This window comes from Legionella stuttgartensis, from assembly GCF_977063405.2.
In genome coordinates this window covers 1-24,594 of record NZ_CDRUHA020000011.1, presented here as the reverse complement: position 1 = coordinate 24,594, position 24,594 = coordinate 1, and the positions used below count along the sequence as shown (strand labels likewise).

Sequence of the window (24,594 nt, the reverse complement as noted above, 5' to 3'; positions counted from 1 at the left end):
AAGTTATTATGTTTATGATCGAACTGGATATATGGGTTGGTCATGTTCCGAAAAGGGATTTTTGAATGCATCGATTTTAAACATTACTTTGAAACCTCAAATAAAAAAGCTTTTCTTGTTAAAGTCGATCTAGTGGTCTCGCACAAAAGGTTAATATTGATAATATCTAGCCCCAATACTGCAGCACTGGAACGAATCAATAATTTATTATTTATTTCCTTTATTCATTGAGGTAAGGCGGATAAAATATCTTAACAACATGGTTGAGCAAGATCATCGTGGTATCAAAAACATCACGAAATATAAGCTTGGTTTTAAATCATTTCAGGCGGCTAAGCAAAAATTGCAGGAATTGAATTACATAGAATAATTAAAAAGGTACAGATGAAAATCCAAGAAGATACTCCAGCCTGAGAGCAGTTTTATGAGCTTGCGGTCTAACCGCGTCTTTAAAAAGGCATCGCTTAATTTCTTGAAAAATTTTCGACAGAACGGATGGAGAATAGAAAGAAAAAACTCATCTTTGTTTTTATTATCCTGCTGGATGAATAGCCTATAGGATACATCCAGTATTATGATGCCTGTGATTTTTTTCCCTACCGATAAGGCTTTTGATTTTCAAAAAAATGCATTTATTGATTTCTATCTTGGTGAAAAATCAATTTTGGGACAAAGGCTTGACATTGTTGCATTAAAGCCATTTGTGCAGAATATTTTTTCAGCAACTTGATACAGCGCTAGTCACTCCAGATATTAAGAATCGCAGTGCAATCGCCTGTTATCAAAAGGCAGGAGGTATGCTTTGCTTAACAAAAGAAGTAGCACATGATCTATGGCTAATCGATAAAAAGGAAGTATCTCATCTCTACTAATCCGCTCAATGAACTCACCGTTCGCTTAAATTAAATTAAGTTCATCAGTAAGCCTATCAATCATCAAGTCACTTTGTATCACCTCGAGTTTAGCCACTTGATGCTATTCCTGTTATTTTTTACAATAACTAACGTAAAAACAACTTGTTATTCACAACTCCCCCCGTCGCATCCTGTTTTTTGATTGACTTTAACTCCAGCTGTTTATATTATGAACATAATTCATTAGTACGTTCAATAAATCATGAAACATAACGAGGTTTGAAATCCATGCTAAGTCGCGAAGAAGTTTACACCATAATCAAGTTGCGTAATCGCAATGACACCATTTTTTCTAAATTACCCCTCGAAATAATTCGAGAAATAAGTGATTTCGGCCAAAACCCCAATAGCGATATTGCAAAGGCCTTACATCACGCAGCGTATGCACGACAAGAAGATGTTAAGGCGCTACTTGCCATGCTCGATAAAAATCCCTCTTTATTGCTTCAAGCGAGCAATGTGACAACACCCGGTGGAGATGAGTGGAAACGGGTCACCATTTATGAGTTTTTATTGGGTGCAGGTGATTATGAGCTGGCCAAGCAAGTACAGGAATATTTTTCAAAAATAGAACAAGGTGAGCAGCAAAGAATAGCTCAATATGAACGTTATAAGCCGCATATTGAAGGCATGCTGACACAAAAACCCTATGATTTATCACCATTGATTGAATTGATTAAAAAAGCAACGCCTGAGCAAGTAGCGGCATTGCTCAAGAAAGACATGACCGGCGACAATGAACTTTGTAAGGCACTTAGCCAGTTTCGCAAAGATTGGGCGCCTAAAGTTCTTACCAAACCCGGCATGCATTATAACTATGCGAGTCCTCAACATGCTTTCGAACTACTTGACCGTGAGTGGGCCAATTTATACAAGGCAAGCAATGATAATTATGACAAGATTCGTTTAGTGTGGAGGCACTTAATCGGTTTTGAAATGAGACGTTTACCGGGTATTGATAGGTGTGTGATGGCGCAGGGGCTCTATTATGTGATAGACGGAAAAGAGGCTGTGGGTCGGTCATATACACTTCGAGAGGCCGGGATGGCTGGGTCATTTCCTGTTACCACTTCTGATGATTCTATTGATGGGTTGGGGGCAGATTTTTCAGTCGATATATTTGGGGGGGCAGCCGCATCGCCGATGGCGTTGGCGGGGCGGTGGCGCACGCGGTCGGTATTGTTGGAAAACTTATGTCGAACAAAAACTTCAAACTTGCGGAACTTATACCCTTTCCCCAACTCATCAGCCGAGCCCGTGTGTAATAATCTAAGCTGATGTCGACAAGATAAGGCGGTCGCGTAACCGGTCACTTGTCCGTGCCAGCTCACATTAATAAAGTGCTGCAAAAGTTCTTGGTATTGCCAAGTGGTTGAAGTGTTTGTCCACCACATAGTCCAACGATGAAGATAATTTCTGATTCGGCAGGAAGAAATCCCATCAATCACCATATATTTAACTTGCTCTCGCGCTTTACACAGGGTTCTCGGATGAGGGACCATGCGTATCGGCTCACACCTTTGATGCTCAAAATTTGTCTTACCACCCCCCCCATTTTCGTTCAAATTATAAACATTATTGGTGGTGGTTATTGCAACATCATTGATGTGAGATATGTTGGTGTTACCTTCCGTTCGTGTCGGAAGATAGTTAATACCGAGAAAATGAAAGCCACCACTGATGCAGCCCATGCGTGATTTTTTGCGCGAGAGGCTTAAGCGTCTTTCGTGTAATACGTCCATCATGCGCCGCCGGCAACGGCTCAGTTGGCGTTTTGTTTTTGCAAAAATAAGAATATCATCTTGAAAGCGGAGATAGTGCACGTCCATTTTGCTTAGTGCATCATCAAGTGGCTTAAGATAAATACCGCTAAAAAATTGGGATAGTGGTCCACGTAACGCAATGCCCTGTGAAGGATTTTTATATCCCCTGGGGGTATCAATAGGCTTTGTGATGATGTTTTCAAGCATCACATGCAACTTGGGGTCGTAATAATATTTTTTGACATCCTGTACCAACTGAAAATGCGGTATGGAAGCATAAAAAGATTTTATATCTGCGCGTAATACGTAATTAGGTTTTTCATCTCGCAGCACTAGTTTTATATGTTGCGTCGCATACTTGACGCCTGTAGGCCCGTCCAAATGGTAGCAATTTGGATTCATTACATACTTAAACGTAGGTTTCAATTGTTTCAGCAAAATATGCTGAAGGATTCTATCGGAGGGGTGTAGCTGGTCGACTACTTCATCAGAAAAATAATAACGTTTTAAACAACGAGGGTTATAGCTGCCATCCACAATGGACTGAATACCTTGCGGCAGTCAGTCATTGATTTCTCGTGCCATAAAGTGAATTTCATGGTTATGATGGGCATGATATTTTTGCTTGTGAATTTTTGCGAAAAGCTTCTTACCAATGCCCATCATTTGCCCATCATTTCCGCTACATTCCAACGCTTCATTTTGACCCTCGGTAGCGTTTACTGCTTCAGTCAAATATAGACTGTCAGATAATATCAACCTGATGCAACCTTGTAACTGTATTTATTGTGTGATTCGCAAGGTACCTTGTGAAGAGTAGTATAACAAGTTGGTGACAAGCCAAGGAGCACTAATATTTTATTTTGAACTGTTGTTAATGGTGTTATTTCAAGGTGTTTTACGCCATTAACGATCAACGCGACCAGTGAAATGCCCCGAAAAACCTTCAGCATCATTTCAGCTGTTGGCCTGACTGTTGCACGCTTTGGATTGCCTTTATAAATCCCGGACAATTTCTCTTGTTTTTGTTGTAGCGCCTCCCTGACAGAAAATTCAAGAAGACACAGTATCCGCAATCCAATACTGAGCAAGCGAATAAGTCCTTTGATGCGTGTTGTCGAGCTCAGGTATATCGGGGTGAGACCCAGTGTCTTTCCTTTGTAACGAGCAAATCCATGTTCGATTAAATATTCTTGCCGATAGGCCAATACTGCCTCCTCAATGCTTAATGCAGGGTCATTGCACGCATAAACCCGCCAGCCTAAATGGCGCACCTGTTTTTCCAAAGCATCCTGATTCAGGGTGGAGTGGACAGTAATGCGTGTTTCAACCAGGATATAAGCCTCGCGTTTGCGAGTTGCTTTGTGTAGGGTTTTCTTTTCTTCTCTACGATACTCAATTTGCAACAAGTTTTGAAGCTTGTGCTTTTTCAAAATAGCATCAACTGCCGCATGCAACTCTTTTTCATCGAGCATTTTGATGCCACGTCCTCGCTGATTAAGCTTGGCAATGGCTGTCTGCCCTTCATTGATATGTCCATGTAGCGTATGCTCTTGTTTTCTTGCATGATTAAGTGAGCGAACCACAAGCCGCTGTTCCTCCCATGAAAAATTATCACCGGCTTCATCTGATTCCAAGTGGATTGTATAACCGTAACCTTCTGCAATTTGTTCAGGACTATCACCTTCACCAACTGCCGGACGATAAATACTGGTTAGGACTTGTTCGTTATTCCATATTTTGTCCAGTAGTAATGACAGTTCTGATTCAGGCATTTGAACTGCAGATAAGGGACACAAATAAAAGTCATCACTTTTGGCTACGTAAGCACGAGTTGCAAGGGAAGCCATTTTGCTGTCACCCACTAAAGAACGCCATGTTCAATCAAGCTGTTTTGTACTTTGCGTATCTCGGTGATATACAATGGATCATCGGCCTTTTCACCACTGACAATGGTAGTCGTGAGCGGTATACCTAAAGGATCTAACGCAGACTGATTTATTTTTAACTGGGGTAAATCCGGGCGAGGATCTTTACTGTGACCAAATTGAAAAAGGCCATTCTCCATTACCGTCATATAACCTGATGCACTAGTGCTATCAACCCGAACGCGTTTTGCCCTTAAATCATAAACGCGTATGATGCCTTGATTAAGATTGCTCTCAAATGCCTCAAAATCATCATCATGGCCCAAGGAATCCAGCACTATCGCGAGGCGATCGTCAGTGAAATCCAAAGATCGCACTGGCCTTGCAAGACATTTTTCAAGTGTTATCAGTAAGCTGTCAGCCCAGCTTTCAACATGGTTCAGACGATGATCGCCTTCACTAAGTATATGGGCAAGCCAGACTTGGACAATATGACCTAAACCAAGTCCTTTCCAATGCCCATGCATGGGGAAGTGTTTGTCCAGTAATGTTGCCAATTGAATTTTTTCCATCTGCGCTAGCAACAGAGGTATATCGTCGATCCGCTCAACTGTACTGATAAGTCCGTTTGTCATTGTAGATAAATCTTTTCCGGCAATAAAAAATACCCGGATTATGATGGGATTATTGAAAATAGCAAAATTAATTTTTTTTGATTGGTTTGTTTTGAAGTGCACAGAGCGCTTTGGGGGAGTAAAATGGATATTGTCTGAACTCTAAATAAATTTAAGCGAACGGTGAGAATGAACTTAAAAATACTATATCGTTAGTGCATGGTGATGAGGGAAAACAATGGTGGCAGCGGTTGTCTCGATTTCTTGGGCATCTTGCTCATACACAGGAGCTTACTTTATTGGATCCGTTTGATCATTTAAGTTTCAACTACATGCTTCCAGTTTTAGGTTCAAAAGGTGAAAAATGGGTATTAAAAGTCAGCATTCTCCATGATGAATTTTCGAGAGAAATTCATGCATTAAAGTATTTTAACGGTAGAGGTTCCACTCGCTTGATTTCTGCAAATCATGAAGAAGGTTGGATGCTTATTGAGCGCTTTTTGCCTGGAACACGATTAGTTGATGTTCTGTATGAAAAACAAGCTATCCCCATCGAAGTCAGTGTCATGCAGCGCTTGTAGTCACCAGTTATTGAACCAAATAAAAAAGAGAATAGAGGAGGGGTTGGTGAATCATGTAGATGATTAATGCATGTCTGCCCATCATGGCGAAAACAGTTTTCCCGGGGAAATTGACCTGGTAATACAGATGAAGTTTTTTGCTGGATAAATAGATGCCAAAAAAAACAAAGGCAATATTAGGAAAAATGGGCTGAAAATCAAGCGTATGGATCATATGCTCATGATACCAATACACCCAATCATGCCAAATGAAAGCAAAAAGAATAAGCAGTAAGATCCCCATGGTTAAACTGTGCCTGGGGTATCGAGCAAAGGGATAGGTAATCACCATACAGACGGCTATACAATGCAGTATACCGAAGTAAATCCAATAATTGGGATAAATAAAATAAGTAGAAACACTGAGTAGTGCTGCGCAGACTCCAACCCTGAAAATTCGTTTTAAAAATTTTTTTGGCGATAAATCAGCCAATCCCATGGAATAACCCACTAATAATAAAAATGAAGAGGAAATGACGTTATTAAATACTATCCAGCCCAGGGTCTTGCCTATTTGAAATGAGGCATAGCCAAAAAGAGTGAGATCGAAAAAAAAATGAAAAATAATCATCCCGAAAACGGCTAAACCTCTTACTATATCAATCAATTCAAAACGATTTTTTTCTGGAGAAGCCATCTCTTATCACCGTTATTAATGACGCTCATTTAATGCAGTAACTGGCTGTATTTTGGTGGTTCTATAAGCAGGAAAAACACCCGATATTAAACCAATAAAAAGTGAGACCAAGCAGCAAGGTAATAAATAAAAATAAGAATTAATAAAACTGATAGCAATATAAGTACTGAAAATATAGACTGCAATAACGCCCAGTATACTGCCAAATACCCCTCCAATAAGCGCTAAAAAAGCAGTTTCCAGTAAAATTTGGATTAAAATACTTTCATCAGTGGCGCCTATTGCTTTGCGTAAACCAATTTCACTTTTTCGCTCTGAAACAGACATCAGCATCAGGGTCGAAATGCCAATACCACTTATCACTAAAGATACAATGCCAATGAGCATCAGCGCCCCGCCTATAGTCGCGAAAATAAAACGCAATGAGTTTACTTCTTTAACTCTATCCAGCACTTTAAAATCTAGTTTATTTTTATCTTTTATGCGGTGATTATTAGTTAATAAATCAACTATTTTAGTCGATATACTGTTGATTTCTGCAGGGTTTTTTACCGATAAGATAATGTAGTCTACTGCATTATTAGCCTGATAATTATTAAAAAAATTTTCTCGGGCGGTCGAAATGGGGATGACGATTACATTATCCCTATCTTTGCCATCAACACTTTGCCCCTGTGTTTCAATGACACCAATGATACGATAAGGTACATTATTTAGCTTAACGAACTGACTTAAGGGATCAGCTTGCGGGAAGAGTTTTTGCCTTATAGTACTGCCTATGACGGCTATTTTCCGATGATTTTTAATATCATCCAGGCTAAAGCTCACCCCATAAATAATATTTAAATTCATGACCGGAAAATAATCAGGAGAGGAACCCATCACTATGGTATCAATATTGCTGAAACTCGATATAGCGTGCGTTTTCTCGACAATCAGTGGCGCAGTATGATTCACCCCGTTGAGCTGGCTGATTTTATCGCCATCTTCCTCAGTTAACAGGGAAGTGTATCTGGAGGTGGTATTAACCCCATTAACTCTGGTCGTTTGAGGAGTAATGATTAACATGCGACTAATTGGCGACAGTTCTTTTTCCAGAGTGTGATTGATATAATTACTGATATTCAAGGTAAGGAAAACAGAACAAATTCCTATACTAATACCCAGTATGTTTAACAAGCTTCTTAGGCGGTAGTTATTTAAGGAAATAATAATTTCGAGTAGAAGGACATGCCATAGCATCAAAAATCCCTCCTGTTAATTAATTTTCCCCTGGCGTATGGTGAGAATGCGATCAGCATATTGGTTTACTATATCATCATGCGTAGCAATTAATAGTGTTGCGTTATAAACCTTATTAATTTGTTTTAGCACATCGAGAATAATAAACGTATTTTCCTCATCAAGATTCCCGGTGGGTTCGTCTGCAAGAATAAGCTGTGGTGAATTACTTAAGGCTCGGGCAATAGCAACGCGCTGTTGTTGGCCACCTGATAGTTTTTTGGCGGGCTTATAAAGCTGCTGAGTTAAATGCATGGACTCAATAAACAGGCTGGCTTTTTTATGGGCTTCTTTCAAGGTTAATCCCTTATACAACAGGGGCAAAGCGACATTGTCAAGCACACTGCGATCCCACATCAAATGGAACGATTGAAAGATTAAACCGATATGATTTAACCTGAATTTTGATAATTCGCTGGCGTTCATGCCAGTGACTTCAAAACCACAAAAATTATAGCTTCCAGAAGTAGCGCTATCAATACAGCCTAATATATTTAATAAAGTACTTTTTCCCGAGCCAGATTGTCCCCTGAGGGCCAAAAATTCCCCTTTTTTTATATCCAGACATACATCACTGATCCCCGTTTCATAATTGTTATTATCATAGCTATAATGTTTGCAAAGAGAAGTGGTTTTAATGAGGCTCATGGTCATCAATTCCTAAAATTATTTTTTGGTTTTTATTGATATTTCCACCCAATATTTGCGTATACTCGTCATTTTCAATCCCTGTTTCTATTTCGACAGGAACAATTTGTCCCTTTTCTAAAAGGTAAATGTATTTTTTGTGGAGATCTCTTTTTTTAAATTCAGGTGGGGTAAAGCGCAATGCATCACTGGAAACGTATTGTGCGTTGTCTATTCGTGCTAATTCAATCGAGATGTCAGCCGACATCCCTGGTCTCAGCAGATTATCTTTATTGTTCACTTTCATTAACACATCATAAGTAACAACGCCTTGTTCAATATTTGGATTCAGCATGATTTTTTCTATATAGGCTTGAAAAGTCTTCCCGGGGAATGAACTGACCGTAAATGTAGCTTTTTGATTTATTGAGGTTAAAGGGATGTCTAATTCAGATATTTTCACTCTAATTTGCATATCGGTCATGTTTTCGGCGATTTTAAATAAAACAGGGGTGGTAAAAGATGCCGCAACAGTTTGACCAGGCTCTACAAGCCGTTCCATCACTACGCCATCAATCGGCGATAGAATATCGGCGTACTTGATTTGAATTAGAGCTTGCTCAAAATTAGCCTGGGCTAAGGCGTAATCGGATTCTTCAATTTTCTGTTCGGCTATTTTTATATCCAGATCCTCAGCAGATATAAATTTGTTTTTGATAAGTTTTTGCATTCGTTCCAGGCGAATTTTAGTCAATTCCAGGCGGGCTTTCATTTTGTCGAGCACGGCTCTACGTTTTTGAACATCATTACTAAAGATTTTTTTATCCAACACCGCAAGCACCATATTTTTTTTAACGACACTATTTTCATCAACAAATACATCTTCGACGATTCCTGAGACCTGAGTTCCGACAGAAATCACTTTTTTGGGATTTATAGTACCAGTCGCGGTAATTTTTTTAATCAGTAGACCTTGCTTTAAAGTAGAAAGAATATAATTGTTTTCATCGACTTCTGTACGTTTATTATAATAAAACAGGACGGTAATAAGTATTGCAGTAGTTACACTAGCTAACCAAAAAGTCTGTTTGGTCTGGAGTTTTATCAATTTCTCGTTCCGTTAAATTGAATGAGATTTAGAAGCTCACTATTGCTTTGAGCTTCTAAAGTTTAAATACCCTATTTCATGCTCTGACTTGCAGTACTACCTGTGGGAACTGGACCACCACAACCTACAAGAGCGATTGAAGACAAACTAATCATTAAAAAACAAACAACTGATAATAAAGTTTTCATTATCTGTACCTCTATTAAGTAAAACCTACTTATGTTTAACCCATAATAATTATAGACTGCATTTGTAAAACTGTACAAATAAAATCCATTAATATCTGTTTTTTTCGTATTTGACTTATATTGTAACAAATGGTTCATTATAAATTCATTTTTCTAGGTGAGTGAGTAAGGTTGATGAAAGGCTTTGTTTCTTAGCTCATTAATATCCCATTAGCGTGTCCTGATTTCAGGGTCTTAAGCAAGCGACTTGGTGAGTTAGGTATCAAGGTTCCGCGGTACAAGAAAACAGGGGAGTATGGTCGACGAAATTACTCTGAATTAGGAGAGCATCGTTACCAACGAACTTTTGGTGATACAACATGCGCGTGATTTTTCCCGTCAACAGCAAGAGACTATGTTGGCTAGTGGAGTGCTCAATAAAATGACATCACTGAAAATGCCTCAAAGCCGTCGATCTGCCTAAGTTTTGTGGAAGAAGACTCTGCGTGGGATTAAGAAACAAAGTCATCATCGATTATTAATTGTATTCTGATTGAAATGCAATTAACATTTGTTTATATAAAATAATATGGAATTTGAATGAAGTTAAAAATAAAATTTTGTTTTTATCTTTTTTTGATATTGATAGGACTATCAGAAGCGAGTATAGCTAGCAATCTAATAAATCATCCTAACCTCAACTTATCAGAAAAGACAACAGAGTCAACAAAAAATATTCCTCATTTTTCTTCCTTAAAAGATAAATCTAAATCGAAAAATTATTACTTATCATTGCAATTAGGTGGGTTTATAGGTCATCAAGGAACTAACCAGGTTATTGAGATCAATGGAACACGTGGGGATTATTTTTCTATTTCTCGTCAAAATAACAGCAACGCTCTTGTTGGACTTGGCTATTATTTCAATACAAAAGAGTTGGAGTATGTTAGTTTCACATATGGCCTCAATGCTTTTTATTTGGCACGATCTAAAATTATAGGTACGGTTACCCAGGAGCAATTATTCACTAACCTTTCATACAATTATTTTATAACAAATTGGCCTATCTATTTTGCAATTAAGACTCTTGTTAAAAATCGGAACAATAATAACCACAATCTAACATTAGACATTGGTATTGGACCTAATATCATTCGTACCAGCAAATTTAATGAGCAGCCACTTCTTGGAAGTATAATTCCTGATAGTATTGTCGCAGGGCAAACAACTACAAACTTTACTGCTATGGCGGGGATAGGTTATAGAGTAAACCATTTCTTTGGGCCTGCTCCACTCGAGTGCGGGTATCGATTTTTTTACTTAGGTCAAACTAATTTACGCAATATTAATACTCAGATAATGAATCATTTCTCAACCGGACAAAGTTATGCTAATGCGCTGTTATGCACTCTAACAATATAATTTTTTAAATAGGATGAAGATGAAAGCCATCAAATTTTTACATGCCTGTTTAATTACGGGCTTATTATTAAGCAGCACAACCACTTTTTCAAATAGCCCAGGAAGTGTTATTGCGGTCACTTATTCAGGTATCCCTCTCGTTGTTGATATTGTTGTGTGTACAAATGTTAACGATCCCATCACCTGTGAAATACATAAATCAACACATAACGAGGTTATTCTTACACCAGTAGTAACAAATTTTTATTATAAATACATGGGGTTCAAAATAATGACCCCTGGATATCTTGCTCAAAATTCTCAAGGGACCTTAATCCCAAATAGTTTTGGTTATGTGCTCACACCAGGATCAGCTTCAGCTCCTGCAGTATCTCAAATAGGAGAAAGTGTCCCCTCATGCAATGGATTGACGGCGATTAACCTAGATGGTGTAAATTGGCGATGTTATGATTTGGCAGCAAACTCTAGGACAAGCTGTATGCTTCCCCCCAAAAATAACTGTGTAGCTGTTGCAGCTACAGTACCAACCAACAATCAAATAAACGACCTATATACAAGATTTAACGTGAACAACAGTCAGAGTATCTTTGCGCAACCTACTAATGCTCTTATCGCAAACCAGCCGAATAATATATTTTTGGGTAATGTTTTACAAATAAATACTCCTGCCACAATAAGTGCAGCAAGCTGGTCAACTGATTGGGGTACTCAAAATTTAATTTTTAGCGCACAGCAGCTTTGTCCTTGCACAATTTAAAATTATTTGGGCGGATCCAACTAGTTAACACAACTTTCGGTATGGTAATGGAGCACTTCTTTCTTTAAACGCTCTTTAACTCGTTGATGTTTATTTATTCCAGGAAATTGTTGATTACCCTAGCGCTCACAATCATGACAATAAAGTTTATAGGTTTATATCGTATCATCGGTACAAAGCCGGTAGAAAATTCTTATGTGATTTTTGCCCAGATGATAGGCAAACCTTCAGAGTAGCCAAAAACAGCGGCTATATAGACCATGGTCTTCATTTTAATGAATATGGCTATCTAATGAAAAAAGTGGTTGCCGTATCAGGCGATATCCTCTCTGTGACAAAAATTGGGATTTAGAGCTATAAAGAGCGAAATTAAACCAAAGATTGAAAAAATTGGGTTATGATAAACCCCTAATAAATCGGTTATAACATCAGTAACCCCTCAGGCCCATGACCAGTACCCAATTCATCAAAAACATTGTCAGTACTTATCTATTGCAATATAAACTATGGTTTTGGCATTGAGTTATTAACTATTGTTCTTGAATGGGTAGGCTTCTCTTTTGAGTTATCAAAAAAGCACATTGTGCGCTTCATATCTATGGCTTGGGATAATTCACTGTTTTTATCTTTTAGTAATTTATCTACATCCAAGTCATTATCTATAGCTTTTACAAGAGCATCAATAATTCTACTTAATTTTTTGCTACTGTTCACCCAACGAGGATTGTAGCTATTTGCACCTATTTCTAACCGATTTATGATTTCGAGCAATTTTTGATTTTTATTAAAATGTTCTTTAATTTGATCAATACCAGGAACTTCAGAAACCAACGTACTTAAATCATCCATAGATTTCTTAAAATCGTAGCCTCTGGATTGTTCTGGTATATGGCTGACTTGCATCTCACGCAAGTCATCAACTAGCTTTTTAAGCTTGTCTTTCTGATGCATGGGGCCTTCAAATACAAACCGAGCTAATCCATAATATCTGTCAATAAAATCGTTCGACCTCCATTTACTTGTCACACGCTCTTTCCAGACCCGATCATCTCCAAAAGCAGTTGCACAGCAAAATAGTTTTCGATTTTCAATCAAATACAAACAGAGTTCTGCTTGCTTTTTTGACATTCCCTCATGAACTAATTTTTCTAAGTTTATGGCTGGCTTTTCTACATAACGATTGTTAAGCCAATTGTTTTTCTTCAAAAGTCCTACTGAAGTCGAGTTAAGATATTCTTGGGGATAAAAGCTAAAGTGTGTAAAAGCATTAGCATCAAATATATATTGTTTTACCTTATCGATACTTAGTGTTAAATTAGGTTTTGGCATTGTTTACCCCATTTTGAACCATTAATACACAGAATTAATATAACTATATCAAATATAAATTAAGCTAATATTAAGACAATTTAATCGTTAATGATGGTTTTTTTAGGTCATTTAGTGCAATTTGACCACGAATTACCAATGATGAGTATCCAAAGAATTTAATACGACCACTTAAGAGTTGGCTGATACAATCGGTGTTAAAATGTGACTTTCAAGAATTTTCTATTTCTAATATTTACATAGCCTTATTTAATTTGATCTCTTAAAAGATTAAACACGTTTTGATGTGAGAGCTTCGCAGTTCTTATCGGGTAACAATTTACTGGTGGAAGATAACTCCAATTCTTGAACGGTTTTTTTTAAAAGATTTAGGCAGTCTTGAAACATCACCTGATGCTCAGTGCCCTGGCTTTTCAAAAGAGAATTGGTATCAACATTAGGACTTGAAAATTTTGAACCAGCAATATAACTTGGGTCTTTCAAAACCAACTCCATCTCTTTTTCAGCTCGAATATACTCGTTGACAAGTTGCTCAACAGAAAGTCCTGGAATCATATTAGAATCTTCAAATATCACAGGCATTAAATTTTCACGCATAAGCAAATATTGCATCAAGAGCATGGAATAGGTCCGTCCAACCCCATCATCAAATGGATGAAATAAAACCACGTGTTTTAAAAAAGTGAAAATTGAAACTAGTTTTTCCTGTTTGCCTATGGCTTTTTTTAGGGAATTTTCAAGTTGTTGAATGCAATCTTCATGTACTCTATCTAATAGACCTCCTCCATTTTCTGAAGTGACGTATTGAATATGCATGCCTTCTTTTGCAGCCATCCAAATCTTCTTTGCCAGCTCCCCAGGATCGTGGTTTTTAAATGAGGAATAGGTCGTATAAGAACGTTTTCCTTTCTCCTTCTGAACCCATATTTCGATTTCACTGCTGTTTTCTTTTGGGGACGATAGTTCTATAAACAAAGGGTCCTCCTCGAACATTCGGTTCTTATCAGTCAGGTATTTTCCTTGAATAGATTTCAAATAAACAATGTTTTCTAATAGTCCTTCAAAGGAGTCACATCGTTCAGGGATCAAATCCCAAGCCGCAACATTTTCACTCTCTCGAAAGCACCCTGGTTTAGTGCAGTTCCTTGTTTTTTTCACATTTTTAAGGCACGTGCCATGCAATTTTTTAATAAATTCCACATTAAATTGACTGTTTTGCCTGATGCCATCAAGTAGAAAACATAACCCTTTAGTCATTCCTAACAAATAACCAGGTTCTTTAGACTCAAAACCCACCCACCCCCTATGCATGTCTAAAAAATCTTTTAATTTTTTCTCTTCTTGTCCTTCTGAGTCTAGATTAAGAAAATCAAATACTGATGAGCTGCCGCGGCTAATTTCCCACAGAGTATCCTCATAATCTTCTAGAGTAAGCTCTTTAAATAACTCATGTTCCAATATCGTTTCTAAAGACGTTTTTATTAACTCATCCTCACTAATCCCCATCAGTTGTTTATACACAAAGCGGTACAATGATTCTCGGTAATCATAACGAGAGCGTTCAACAAAAAAACGCCAAAACTCTTGTACGGGAAATGCTTTTATAAATTTCACCGTATCGCTGCTCTTAATTTCATGATCCTTTGAGAAAAACATGATTATTTTCCGTCGTACTCTTATGTTAAAAATATATACCGTTAATTATGCATTTTATGTGGCCTTGAAAGTCCTTCGTTAACATGTTTTTTTTGATGCAAGCTTTTTGTGTGGGGCTTCTGTAGCTTCATCGTATTCATAGTCAGTGAAAGGGTCCTCATCCTCTATGCGGTTTCCTTAATGCCTTCAGCAAATGGGACGTCCATTCTTTCATTTGTCCATGCGCCGTGAGTATAGCTTACGTACTTGCCGAGTTTTCTATTGGAAGTGGGGGAAATATCAGTAGATGTTCTAATCCCTGCTTTTTTGAAACGCTCCTCAATTTTAACAAAAACGTCTATCCATTTTTCAGCATCGAACTCCGGGTTTGCGTTACCATAAATGACAAGCTCTCGCCCTATCATGGTTTTTACGTCATTATTTTGCACACGATTTGCTTGTGCTTGAGTCATGATTTTAAATGTCCCCAAACTCATTTGATTAGCCACCTCTGCAATGATAGGAAAAGCTTTTGAGACGTCGTCCTTATGAATGGATAAATTGAATTTCCAATCAAATTCGTCTATTTTCTTAACTGGCGGCTTGGTGCGTTCATAACGTATCCAACGGTCGCCTTCTCCAGAAAACGCATGAAATATCGAAAGTTTGAAACCGAGGGCTTCGTGATTTTCTTGTCTATAACCTTTTTCTCCACATTGCTCTTCAGGTTCTTTGGAGAAGTAGCTACTTACGATGTCCTGGATATTAGCGGATTTAAAAAATGAAAGGCTTTTCTCTAAAACGCTTTTTGTAACACTGTTTGCAGAACTTGAAAATTTTTGAAAGAATGTATTACTCTGACGTTGATGCTCTAAGTGTTCTTTTTCTGCTGCATCAAGCTTTACAATTGCTTCACGCGCTGAGGGAGAAAGAGGGCAATCTTTTTGCACCACATCTAAAATATCCAACAGTGTCCTTTTAAATGAGCCCCATTCTCTTGCAGCCAACATCTTGTCTTTTGACAATATTTTAGACAGATATTGGATATAAATTTCTCTTAAAACGAGTAAATTCATTTTGTTATTTAATTCTTCTGGCGAATAGGGAGCATATCCAGCTAGGGTGCACAGGCTATTTAAGGTCTCTGAATGCAAATTGTAACAGACTCGCTTCATTTGCTCATTATCTAAAAAAAGCTCTAACTCGGGGTTATCACCTTCTTTCTTAATTTGCCACATAACCGTTTCTATTATTTTTTTAAAATTTGTTTCATTGATAGGAATTTCTTTGAGCTTTGGATTAGTGTCTTCATGATAAAAATACAGTTTATTGTCTTCAGTAATAACGTAAGCTCGTGCTATTCTCCACTTTTCTGTTGATTCAATCAACCTAAGCATGGTCGCCTCATCCAGTCCTGATTTGACTTTCATTAAACTAGTGGAGGGCTCATGATGAATGCACTTGTTAAGACCTTTTCCTAGAAAATCAAGTATTTGCGAGTGAATAAATAGGTTTAAATCAACAGTGCCTCCATATTCTTTTTCGAGGGCAGTTAATTTTTCCATGATTTCAGCAGATTTAAGGCGATTATTTTCTTTAAACAATACAGCAAGCGGGTTTTTTATTTTTAAATCTTCGCATGAGTCATGTTGTTGATAATATCCTGCCACAAAATCCTTAGGAAAGAATTCTTTAAAGACGCTGGATAATGATTTTAAACCCTTTACGGAGGGAATTTTTTCACAATGCGTTTCGAGTTTGTAGTATAAGGGGGTGCCATAAAGACTCTTTTTAAAAAATTCCTCGTATTCAGTTCTTGGTTTTGATGCTACAAGTAGTAGATATTCGTTCCTTAATAAGAGTAAAGATTTTAAATAATGAGCAGGCACGCTTGAAATTGCTTCAAAAGAGTCAAAAGCTCCTCCAATTTTATACTTTTTAGTGATGACAAAAAATAATTTTTCAATGTAATCCATTTTTTCATCGACGCTCATGGCCTCATTATCAGTTATTTCTTTTTCAAAGTCAGGAACCGTACCCTCATCGATTAATCTCAGTAAAGGTAATCCCTTTAAAAGTTTTTCGTAGGACTTTTCCAGCATTGGTTTTATTGAGGCATCCAGTTTATCCACTATGTTTTTGCGTCTTTGATTGATGTATTTAGTTGATTGCTCCTTGGACTGGTCGAAATGGTATTTCTTTTTATGTAATTGAATAAATACATCCGGGTCAAGGTCAAAATCTTTGGATTTTTTAAGGGCCACTTTCATGGCCTCATAAGATTGCCCCATCGCGATAACTTTGGTAGGCATATCACATAACATCACCCAACTGATTTTATCCATATTATCCAGTTTGACTTTTCTCTTTTTTGTGTAACCTTCTTCTATTTCGATTTCTTTGGTTGACTTAAAGGACATCTCTTCTTCGTACTGCGCTGGCAAATAATCAAAAGCATGGTCGTATTTACTGAGTTCGCTAAGAACCGCCAGAGTGTATACCGAGCAGTTGAATTCGTCCTTTTGCAGTCGAGACTGACAAGATTTGATTTCGAATTTCAACCCTTTTTTAGTTAGTTCTTTATACAACAACTCCAGAGCCTCCATGTGTTTGGGGTCGGCTGCAGATTCAAAACAAAAAACTCTATAGACACCTGAGCTGTCTCTTTCTACATCAAAGCCAATCGTGTGAGCGCCATTCAAGTGACTGTACAAATACTGTTTCCTATCCCCCAAAGCCAAACCCGTGATGGCTTTTGCAAGTTTTCTTGCCGTGGCCTGTGAGGCATAATCAGTACATCGAATGGATATCAGTTGCCCAGAGCGTCCTATTTCTCGCAAGCGACGGTTTTTGGCTTTCAATATGGGTGTTATTTCTTGGGCTTCAAAAGGTTGTCTATCTCGTTTATATCGCACTGAATCATAAACCTTGCATAAGAACATATACTCATCGCTTGAAAAATCACCCGACTCATAGGTCGTCAATTTTTTCTTGTCCTGCAGCTCCCTTAAGTGTTTTGTTAAAATAAGATGGACGTTTTTGACCAATTCCTTAGAGAAATCGTTGTTGGTGTTGCATGATTGAATTGCTTTGCGTAATTGATATTTGATAGATGAGTTAAAATGTAGCCAATAAGCCAGACCCTTTTCGTCTTTTTTACTGATTAAACTAGCCAACTCTGACTCTGGTGGCTCTGTGAATAGTGCTTTTCTTTCATGGCATCCAATAATTAATTTTGCTAGCTCAATGGAAGATACCTCATTATCCGATGGTGCTGTAGATAGTATGAACTCTGTTTTTCCTGTACCCATGATCTTCAACCTTAAATTAAGTTATTAAGTTATTGTTTATTTATATAGCACATAAATAGTCATTTGTGTACAAAAAACACCCTTTCTTTGGAAGTATCCCAAGGAGGTGAAGAGGTCGGCAATGAGGTCCGTTCGTTTATATCCTCAGGATCATCGACGCCCTCGGCTGTTCAGTTCATTTGTTTGTTAATAGAGAGGTTCTGCATATGCGTTGGTGCACCCTGTCTTTACTTTAGGTTTCAGCTTCTTGTGATAGTCACTCGATTCAAATCATTCTTCCAGCATAATGCCTTTTTCACCCTTGTATGCTGCTCGGTAACGTTTAGACAAATTTTTAAGTAAAGCCCCATCGATAACTTCCCCACAACAATTGTCCGGTTTATTTTTTGTTTCGGTAACATTGCTTATGAGGCAATTCGTTAGGTAGGTCATGGCTTGATATTTTCTGAACATAATGTATACTGTATGTATAATTTGTTTGTATTAGTATTAAAATGCCTCTAATCCTAAGTGCATTTTCAGCCGTTAAAGAAGCCAACTTGGTAAAACTAAGTCCGAAGCAGAAAGAGATTGTTGATAAATACTCCGAAAAGTTACTGCGCGCTCAATACAAAGCTCATCAACCACGTACATTTGAGTTAGCAGTAAAAACCATGAAAGTGCAACTCGAACAACTATCTGTTTCGTTGAAAGAAATAAATTTAGAGAAGATGCCAGATAAAGACAATCGTCGCCGTGAAATGATTCAAAAAATCGAGAACGATATAAAATTCATTGAGAATTGTACTAAGGGAGATTTTGCAAAGAATTATCAAGATCTAAAGAAAGAGTTTTTGAAATATTTACAACACCCAGAAAGTAATAGCTCGCTTGATAAAACTGGAAAACTTTTAGAAAAAGATGATCCATTTACCCTGGCATATATTGAAGACGCATTGGAACACCACTACTTGGACAGTGGAGACCCTGAACAATTAGCCAACTTGTTTTTGTTGATGAAATTAAAAGTTGCTTATACATCAAGTCCAGTGGTTATTCCAAGTTTGCCACAGGACGTATCCCTGCTTCAATTACATGGAGAAGTTGAAAAACAACGCTTGTTAGCGATAATTGATGGACAAGAGGACTTGGCTCGTGCGTTAAAGTACTTATCGATTGGATGCACTACAGTAACCGCGAAAACAGAAGAATTACGGGAAGGGATCATTAAGCATGGAACAAGGTTACAGGCCTATCGACATCAAGAAAAATGCTGTGAACTAGGCGGTCGGGTTGTTCTACATTGTAGTCAAGCAATGCTTCCCGGAATGGGTTTAGAAAAAGGAATGTGTTATGGCTTAGCCTGTCGTTGGGCAGAGGATGTTATAAAGAAAGATAGTTTTATGGGCTTTCGAGGTAATCAAGAGGTATTTATTCAGCCAACCAAAGCAACGGATAGAATTCTACAGGCAATACCGAGTTTTAATGATCTTGTTCGTTTTGATCCTAAAATCTATGAAACTCATCGGTCTCAAAAAGAACATGTCGATCAGAGTTATGAGGATAATGTAGAACTCAACCCAGAAAAGCAATTCGAAAAATTCACCGATCGTATAATGCTTGAAGTAGGCAAATATACTAATACAGCCACCTTTGTTAGTTATTATAACAGCAAAGGTGCGGGACATGTTGTTGCTATTCATAAACGAACAAAACCGACGCCCCAAGGCTTCCTAATCGACTATTTCGATGCTAATTCAGGTTGGATGCAATTTAAAGACGATGAGAGTTTTAAAACATTTTTTATCTATTATTTAAATGATCGACATGAAAAAGAGAAACTTACGAGCATAGCTTTTGAAAACAAGTTTTATAAATCTTCCTACTCGCATATTTTCGATTCGCTCTCTGAAAAAGCACCACAAAGTACTCCTCAGAGACAAAGAGCACACAGCTTGTCAGCAAAAATGGAAAAAAGCACTAGCCAAACAAAGTCTGAAATAAGCGAAAAAGTTGAAAGCGTCAAAACAACTGAGAAAATCGAAAAAAACGATGAAGAGCAAAACAACGTTATTGTCAAACGCAGTTTATGACATTAATTGGGTGTGTCCATTTAATTACGCTATTTCAGTCTAATGTTAATTATTTAAATATTTTACTTTCCAAGATAAGGACTCAGATTCATTCAGCGACAGTGTTAATGAATAGAATATTTTTTTGGAAAGTCATATTCTTTGACAGTGATGCCGCCTCGGCAAAGGCGGCATCAGACTTTTATTTTGGATTAATTGTTACAATTTGCTCTTGGGCATCTTGGATAGACATTGGTTCAGTAAATCCATCATGGTCTTTTTTCATTTTGGCAAGAGTTACTTCTTTTAAGGTAACATATCCAAGATGAGGTTTTTCCATAACCAGTTCATAATCATTGGTTTTGGTTTCTTTTTGGATATAGCGTTGAGCATCCCCTTTTTTGCTAAAAAACTTAGTGTTTGAGTTGAATGACTTCTTAATATCATCGTCAGATACTTTTACTTCTTTGCCGTAAAAGACAGCGGCTCCATCAAAAAAAAGAGATGTAGCGGGCTTTTGATACACTACATTATCACCAACAGTAAAAAAATTGCTTCCCTTAGAAAGAGCCAAAACACCTAAATCTTTTGCCTTAGGATTATTCCCTAGGAAGTGAGTGACTAGGCTAAACAATTCTGTAGAGCTGAGTCGCAAGTTCAAAAGTGACTTTAAATCAAGAAACGGCAATAGTTCTTTTTGAAAAATGTCTGGGCTAATGTTTGACGTTAAGCCACCGTTATTAGATTGACTTACTGAAATTATTTGTTTGCTCTTTTTACTTTCTCCCGTTTTACCGTTTTCTGGATTGCTAATCGACTTCAAAAATTTCCACATATTTCACCTATTAATTTAACAAAAACACTAACTGGATTTATATTGTACATTAATTGCACTATAATTACAATAAGTATCTATATAAGCAAATTGCCTCATAACCAACCTCACTGAAGAATAAAAATAAACGGAACCATTGTCATGAGGAAGTTATCGATGGAGCTTTACTTAAAAATTTGTCTAAACGCTACCGAGCATCATAACAAGCGTGAAAAAGGCATGACTCTGGAAGAATGATTTGAGTCGAGTGGCTATCACAAGAGACATGCTATTCGATTGCTCAGTGCAGTTCTGTAGTATTCCAAAGTTATCAATGTTACAAAGAAGCCCCAGTGAAACTTTAATCGGCCGTAGGTAAACTCATTTTTTCAGATTGAGAACTAACACTTATACAACTTGAATATTGCGGCTGCCCCTGCTCAGGGTGAAGTTAGTTTGACAGTTCATTGAACTTTTTCGAAAAGAGGTATTTCAAATATTTTCCATCCGTCTTGTTTGAGGATTTGACTCGGGAAAACTTCTGCAAAAGTTGCTTGTGTACAAGCTTTCTTTGTCAGGATTTGGCGTAAAAAAATACTATGTCTATTATTATAAATAAGTAAACAACTATTATTTATTGTATGAATAATAAAGAAACCATCTCTGATGAGCTACGAAAAAAATTTTGTGAGAATATTGTTCCTGTATTATCGGTTATTCATGAAGTTAATGGAAGAACAATAAGGGATTGCTGTTTAGACACTGAAAAATTTGAAGATAGAATTAAAAGTTATTTCTCAAGTATTTCACCTGTTATGATTGATAAGACAGTAGAAAGAGTACAAGATTTATTTGAAGGGTCATTTATCATTGGTGAGTCCCATTCGCATATCAGCCCCAAACGAGTACTAATTGAAAACATGAAAAAAATGAAGGAGTACGGGTATGAAATCTTATTCATGGAACACTTGTTTTACGATACTGACCAAAGCGATCTAGATAAATTCTTCGAGACTGGTGAGATATCCACCTACTTAATGTCTCGTCTTTATGAGATGAATCGGAGTGGAATGAGACATTCTTTTGGTCCAGCTTCAGGAATTACATCTCCATTGTGGCAGCAAAATGATTATACATCAGTATTAAGAGCTGCTCGTGAAGCGGGTATTCGGGTTGTTGGAATTGATATAAGTACAGTCTATTACAGCCAAAAAATCGGCATTGATGATCAGCATCTAGACAATACTAGGGTCAGGTATATGAATTATACTGCTGCTCAAATCATGGAGCGTGAAAGTCACTCTCTATCTAAAGGTAAAAAATGGTGTTGTTTAATGGGAAATGTACATGTTAGAACCTTTGAAAATACGCTAGGTGTTTCAGAGTTATTGGGTGTACGCAATGTCTACATTTTTGATCTCCCCGACTGGAAAAACTCTACTAAACCTCTCAAAGGTGAAATAGAACTTGAGAGTGAGTTTATTCACTCTAATGGACAGCAGATATTTATAGGGGATGTGATTTATCAAACGGATCCGCGATTTAAAACATCATTATTTGATGCTCAACTTGAGCACCCCAGCTCAGTGTACAAGGAAAAATTAGCCAATATGTCGCAAGAAAAATTACAACTCACTGAAAAAGACGTTGAATTGGCAATCAGATATCTAGCCAATCTGGATATTATTGAATTAGGGAAAATATTTGGACTAAATGAGAAGGAATTAGATAAATCATATCATTTTGTAGAAAAAATAACACCCGTTAATCCCAAAAAGAAGATTGAACAAAATACTTCATTTAGTATCCTTCTGGAGAGTAACTATTCTACTCAAAAATCATACATTCTTTATGTTTCAAAAGATCAGTTGCTGCAATTCTCCTCTATGCAAAAAGAAATAAAGCTTAAGATGAATTAATTTTGAAGTCCCAAAAGAAACGGTAATTGCCCCTTAAAAGACTTCTACAGGGTAAAAAAGCATATCACCTTTAAATCAAATCACACAAGGAAGCCCAATATTTGACCAATTGTGACGCGCTGCGCTATAATGTATTTAATTCAATCATTTTGCGCGTTAATAGACAATATCATGAGTTACTTTAAAGGTTTTTTTAAGGGGCGTGCCCCAAGCTCTAAAAAAGTTTCAGTTTCATCTAAACAAAGTAATAATTCCTCAATAACAAAAAGAGGTGAAAACTCACTTTTCTCCAAGATAGGGAAAAAATTGAGTCAATTTGTGAATCCTACCGTTGGACAAAAACTATGGGAATTACAACGCTTTCGTATTCTGTTTCGTCTTGATGCTAGAGCGCCCCAAGAAATATTCAACAAAAAGGGATTTCAAGCGATTCATCCCGCAAAGGTTATTTTAGATATTACCAAAAGTGAGCTAGAGGATTATCAGGAGCGTAGTCTAAATGCACCAGGAATCGGTTGGTGTCCAGACCTAAAGACTCTCGTCAAATTTGCACAAGCGAATGCAGCCTTTTGGTCAACTAGATATCTTTACGTGGGTATTGGCTTCGCGTGTGACTTGACCGAAGCAAAAATTGAGATAGGAGGGACAGAAGTTTCCAGTTTTGACTCTGAAAAAGAGCAATTAACGTTACAAACGGTAGATCTTACGAATGTGCTAGTATGTATCGCTCCAAAAGACTTTAAGCGCTTAGGAAAGGGCTTTCCAGTAGATAATTTGATGGCAAAAATCTTAAACGATGGTTCTGTACCTGAAAAAATAGAGGTACAAGATCTTGAGGGGGTTAAAAATATTTTAGTTTGGTTGGTAAGTAATAATTGCATACAAAAGGCTGTGGAAGTTGTATTACAATATGCCGCGGGTAATTCTTCTATACCTCTAAAAAGAGAGCTAACTCACTTGAATAAAGAAGAACCCGAATTGTGTAACTTATTAATGGAAGGAGTGTATAATGCACTTAAACAAGAGTCTATTGTAGGGATAGATGCATCGAAAGTTGAAGAAATGCTTAGTGAAGAGCTGCCATTAGTAACGAATAGGGAGAAAACAAAATATCCTTGATATACAATCAAGGTAGTTTGGGAATCCTTTTATAAGACAATCTAAGGATGTGAGACTTGTTTTTATTTTTTGTATTATAAATAAATTTTTGTTTAGTATAAACAAGTAGGAGACTGTCATGGAATCAAAAAACGAAAATTCTTCCATTATCTTTTCAAAACACATTGATGCAAAACAAGCAGACCTGATGCTGGACGCTGCGGGAGCAAGGCAAAAACCCAGTAAAGAAAAGTGGCTCTTAAGGGAAAGCTCTGTTGATGGGCTGTTGACTATTTCCTATTTTAATCAAGAAAGGAATAAATATTACCATCTGCGAATTGGATTTAAAGACGAAGAATGGCAATTAGCCCCTAATGAGGATAAAGAAGCTGAGGAGTTTATGAAAGAAGCACAAGCTGTTTTCAAAAATGCACTTCCTGAGAATAGTCATGAAAGTTTGCTTGATTTGTTAACTGAAAATGGTTTTGACTTAAATAAACAAGTTCGCCCAAAGCCTAATCAGTCAACACGCGAGAGTGTTCATCTAACTGTGTCACCTCATTGATTATCTAAGTTTCAGGTTCATACGGTCTTCAAAATAAATATGGAGCTGAGACGCGATAAGCGCCCAATTGTGCATGGGCTGACTCCATTTTTCC

Annotated in this window: 20 protein-coding genes and 1 pseudogene; 9 read left to right on the top strand and 12 right to left on the bottom strand. The window is 37.3% G+C overall.

Going from position 1 to position 24,594, the window contains the following annotated elements; translation table 11 throughout:
* Nucleotides 1-574 precede the first annotated feature (574 nt).
* Nucleotides 575-730: a hypothetical protein gene (locus ACWTEW_RS02335; protein ID WP_019234665.1), complete on the top strand. Its 156-nt coding sequence runs from the start codon at nt 575-577 to the stop codon at nt 728-730.
* A gap of 412 nt (nt 731-1,142) precedes the next feature.
* Nucleotides 1,143-2,192 (top strand): hypothetical protein, encoded by a 1,050-nt coding sequence (locus ACWTEW_RS02330; protein WP_028378570.1) that lies wholly within the window; start codon nt 1,143-1,145, stop codon nt 2,190-2,192.
* Between the two features lie 431 nt (nt 2,193-2,623).
* On the opposite strand, the pseudogene ACWTEW_RS02325 reads toward ACWTEW_RS02330, so the two are convergent.
* From ACWTEW_RS02325 to ACWTEW_RS02315, 3 genes and pseudogenes are all read right to left on the bottom strand, one after another.
* Nucleotides 2,624-3,214 (bottom strand): annotated as a pseudogene (locus tag ACWTEW_RS02325) (reverse transcriptase domain-containing protein); the annotation flags it as partial.
* 218 nt (nt 3,215-3,432) lie between these two features.
* Nucleotides 3,433-4,527, bottom strand: a complete 1,095-nt coding sequence (locus tag ACWTEW_RS02320; RefSeq protein WP_201785600.1) for an IS1634 family transposase — start codon at nt 4,525-4,527, stop codon at nt 3,433-3,435.
* Nucleotides 4,528-4,541: 14 nt separating this feature from the next.
* The gene (locus tag ACWTEW_RS02315; protein WP_197697699.1) at nt 4,542-5,180 is read right to left on the bottom strand and encodes an IS1634 family transposase; all 639 of its coding nucleotides are present in this window, start codon (nt 5,178-5,180) and stop codon (nt 4,542-4,544) included.
* Between the two features lie 230 nt (nt 5,181-5,410).
* On the opposite strand from ACWTEW_RS02315, the gene ACWTEW_RS02310 reads away from it, so the two are divergent.
* The gene (locus ACWTEW_RS02310; RefSeq protein ID WP_229309755.1) at nt 5,411-5,740 is read left to right on the top strand and encodes an aminoglycoside phosphotransferase family protein; all 330 of its coding nucleotides are present in this window, start codon (nt 5,411-5,413) and stop codon (nt 5,738-5,740) included.
* Between the two features lie 7 nt (nt 5,741-5,747).
* Here the strand turns inward: ACWTEW_RS02310 and ACWTEW_RS02305 are convergent, their stop codons facing one another.
* The 4 genes from ACWTEW_RS02305 to ACWTEW_RS02290 are packed head-to-tail and all read right to left on the bottom strand — an operon-like array spanning nt 5,748 to nt 9,432.
* Nucleotides 5,748-6,416: a heparan-alpha-glucosaminide N-acetyltransferase gene (locus ACWTEW_RS02305; RefSeq protein WP_028378571.1), complete on the bottom strand. Its 669-nt coding sequence runs from the start codon at nt 6,414-6,416 to the stop codon at nt 5,748-5,750.
* Between the two features lie 15 nt (nt 6,417-6,431).
* Nucleotides 6,432-7,658 (bottom strand): ABC transporter permease, encoded by a 1,227-nt coding sequence (locus tag ACWTEW_RS02300; protein WP_019234660.1) that lies wholly within the window; start codon nt 7,656-7,658, stop codon nt 6,432-6,434.
* 15 nt (nt 7,659-7,673) lie between these two features.
* Nucleotides 7,674-8,345, bottom strand: a complete 672-nt coding sequence (locus ACWTEW_RS02295; RefSeq protein ID WP_050598487.1) for an ABC transporter ATP-binding protein — start codon at nt 8,343-8,345, stop codon at nt 7,674-7,676.
* The gene (locus ACWTEW_RS02290; protein WP_028378573.1) at nt 8,332-9,432 is read right to left on the bottom strand and encodes an efflux RND transporter periplasmic adaptor subunit; all 1,101 of its coding nucleotides are present in this window, start codon (nt 9,430-9,432) and stop codon (nt 8,332-8,334) included. Before ACWTEW_RS02290 ends, ACWTEW_RS02295 begins: the two co-directional genes overlap by 14 nt.
* A gap of 767 nt (nt 9,433-10,199) precedes the next feature.
* Here ACWTEW_RS02290 and ACWTEW_RS02285 point away from each other — a divergent pair.
* Both ACWTEW_RS02285 and ACWTEW_RS02280 read left to right on the top strand, forming a co-directional pair.
* Nucleotides 10,200-11,021: a hypothetical protein gene (locus tag ACWTEW_RS02285; RefSeq protein ID WP_050598488.1), complete on the top strand. Its 822-nt coding sequence runs from the start codon at nt 10,200-10,202 to the stop codon at nt 11,019-11,021.
* A gap of 19 nt (nt 11,022-11,040) precedes the next feature.
* Complete coding sequence (locus tag ACWTEW_RS02280) at nt 11,041-11,778, top strand: hypothetical protein (protein ID WP_028378576.1); 738 nt, start codon at nt 11,041-11,043, stop codon at nt 11,776-11,778.
* A gap of 504 nt (nt 11,779-12,282) precedes the next feature.
* Here ACWTEW_RS02280 and ACWTEW_RS02275 read toward each other — a convergent pair.
* From ACWTEW_RS02275 to ACWTEW_RS02260, 4 genes are all read right to left on the bottom strand, one after another.
* Entirely contained in the window at nt 12,283-13,107 is an 825-nt protein-coding gene (locus ACWTEW_RS02275; RefSeq protein ID WP_028378577.1) for a hypothetical protein, read from the bottom strand.
* A gap of 270 nt (nt 13,108-13,377) precedes the next feature.
* Nucleotides 13,378-14,763 (bottom strand): hypothetical protein, encoded by a 1,386-nt coding sequence (locus tag ACWTEW_RS02270; RefSeq protein WP_028378578.1) that lies wholly within the window; start codon nt 14,761-14,763, stop codon nt 13,378-13,380.
* Between the two features lie 164 nt (nt 14,764-14,927).
* Nucleotides 14,928-18,053 (bottom strand): hypothetical protein, encoded by a 3,126-nt coding sequence (locus ACWTEW_RS02265; protein WP_454780198.1) that lies wholly within the window; start codon nt 18,051-18,053, stop codon nt 14,928-14,930.
* A gap of 270 nt (nt 18,054-18,323) precedes the next feature.
* A complete protein-coding gene (locus tag ACWTEW_RS02260; protein ID WP_028378580.1) occupies nt 18,324-18,506 on the bottom strand; it encodes a hypothetical protein in 183 nt (60 codons plus the stop codon).
* A 41-nt stretch (nt 18,507-18,547) separates the two neighbouring features.
* Between ACWTEW_RS02260 and lem8 the strand changes: the two genes are divergently transcribed.
* Nucleotides 18,548-20,125, top strand: a complete 1,578-nt coding sequence (lem8, locus tag ACWTEW_RS02255) for a Dot/Icm T4SS effector Lem8 (protein WP_028378581.1) — start codon at nt 18,548-18,550, stop codon at nt 20,123-20,125.
* A gap of 181 nt (nt 20,126-20,306) precedes the next feature.
* Here lem8 and ACWTEW_RS02250 read toward each other — a convergent pair whose 3' ends face one another.
* The gene (locus ACWTEW_RS02250) at nt 20,307-20,939 is read right to left on the bottom strand and encodes a hypothetical protein (RefSeq protein ID WP_028378582.1); all 633 of its coding nucleotides are present in this window, start codon (nt 20,937-20,939) and stop codon (nt 20,307-20,309) included.
* A 620-nt stretch (nt 20,940-21,559) separates the two neighbouring features.
* On the opposite strand from ACWTEW_RS02250, the gene ACWTEW_RS02245 reads away from it, so the two are divergent.
* From ACWTEW_RS02245 to ACWTEW_RS02235, 3 genes are all read left to right on the top strand, one after another.
* Nucleotides 21,560-22,837, top strand: coding sequence for a membrane-targeted effector domain-containing toxin (locus ACWTEW_RS02245; protein ID WP_028378583.1), 1,278 nt, complete (start codon nt 21,560-21,562; stop codon nt 22,835-22,837).
* 306 nt (nt 22,838-23,143) lie between these two features.
* Nucleotides 23,144-23,956, top strand: coding sequence for a hypothetical protein (locus tag ACWTEW_RS02240; protein ID WP_454780197.1), 813 nt, complete (start codon nt 23,144-23,146; stop codon nt 23,954-23,956).
* Nucleotides 23,957-24,074: 118 nt separating this feature from the next.
* The gene (locus tag ACWTEW_RS02235) at nt 24,075-24,500 is read left to right on the top strand and encodes a hypothetical protein (RefSeq protein WP_454780196.1); all 426 of its coding nucleotides are present in this window, start codon (nt 24,075-24,077) and stop codon (nt 24,498-24,500) included.
* The last annotated feature ends 94 nt before the right edge of the window (nt 24,501-24,594 follow it).

Bases quoted from the DNA above. Each gene is read 5' to 3' on its own strand.
- ACWTEW_RS02275 (WP_028378577.1), bottom strand. From the start codon at position 13,107: ATGCCAAAACCTAATTTAACACTAAGTATCGATAAGGTAAAACAATAT.
- ACWTEW_RS02260 (WP_028378580.1), bottom strand. From the start codon at position 18,506: ATGTTCAGAAAATATCAAGCCATGACCTACCTAACGAATTGCCTCATA.
- ACWTEW_RS02270 (WP_028378578.1), bottom strand. From the start codon at position 14,763: ATGTTTTTCTCAAAGGATCATGAAATTAAGAGCAGCGATACGGTGAAA.
- ACWTEW_RS02285 (WP_050598488.1), top strand. From the start codon at position 10,200: ATGAAGTTAAAAATAAAATTTTGTTTTTATCTTTTTTTGATATTGATA.
- ACWTEW_RS02305 (WP_028378571.1), bottom strand. From the start codon at position 6,416: ATGGCTTCTCCAGAAAAAAATCGTTTTGAATTGATTGATATAGTAAGA.
- ACWTEW_RS02320 (WP_201785600.1), bottom strand. From the start codon at position 4,527: ATGGCTTCCCTTGCAACTCGTGCTTACGTAGCCAAAAGTGATGACTTT.
- ACWTEW_RS02280 (WP_028378576.1), top strand. From the start codon at position 11,041: ATGAAAGCCATCAAATTTTTACATGCCTGTTTAATTACGGGCTTATTA.
- ACWTEW_RS02330 (WP_028378570.1), top strand. From the start codon at position 1,143: ATGCTAAGTCGCGAAGAAGTTTACACCATAATCAAGTTGCGTAATCGC.
- ACWTEW_RS02250 (WP_028378582.1), bottom strand. From the start codon at position 20,939: ATGTGGAAATTTTTGAAGTCGATTAGCAATCCAGAAAACGGTAAAACG.
- ACWTEW_RS02235 (WP_454780196.1), top strand. From the start codon at position 24,075: ATGGAATCAAAAAACGAAAATTCTTCCATTATCTTTTCAAAACACATT.
- ACWTEW_RS02315 (WP_197697699.1), bottom strand. From the start codon at position 5,180: ATGACAAACGGACTTATCAGTACAGTTGAGCGGATCGACGATATACCT.
- lem8 (WP_028378581.1), top strand. From the start codon at position 18,548: ATGCCTCTAATCCTAAGTGCATTTTCAGCCGTTAAAGAAGCCAACTTG.
- ACWTEW_RS02335 (WP_019234665.1), top strand. From the start codon at position 575: ATGATGCCTGTGATTTTTTTCCCTACCGATAAGGCTTTTGATTTTCAA.
- ACWTEW_RS02300 (WP_019234660.1), bottom strand. From the start codon at position 7,658: ATGCTATGGCATGTCCTTCTACTCGAAATTATTATTTCCTTAAATAAC.
- ACWTEW_RS02245 (WP_028378583.1), top strand. From the start codon at position 21,560: ATGAATAATAAAGAAACCATCTCTGATGAGCTACGAAAAAAATTTTGT.
- ACWTEW_RS02295 (WP_050598487.1), bottom strand. From the start codon at position 8,345: ATGAGCCTCATTAAAACCACTTCTCTTTGCAAACATTATAGCTATGAT.
- ACWTEW_RS02265 (WP_454780198.1), bottom strand. From the start codon at position 18,053: ATGGGTACAGGAAAAACAGAGTTCATACTATCTACAGCACCATCGGAT.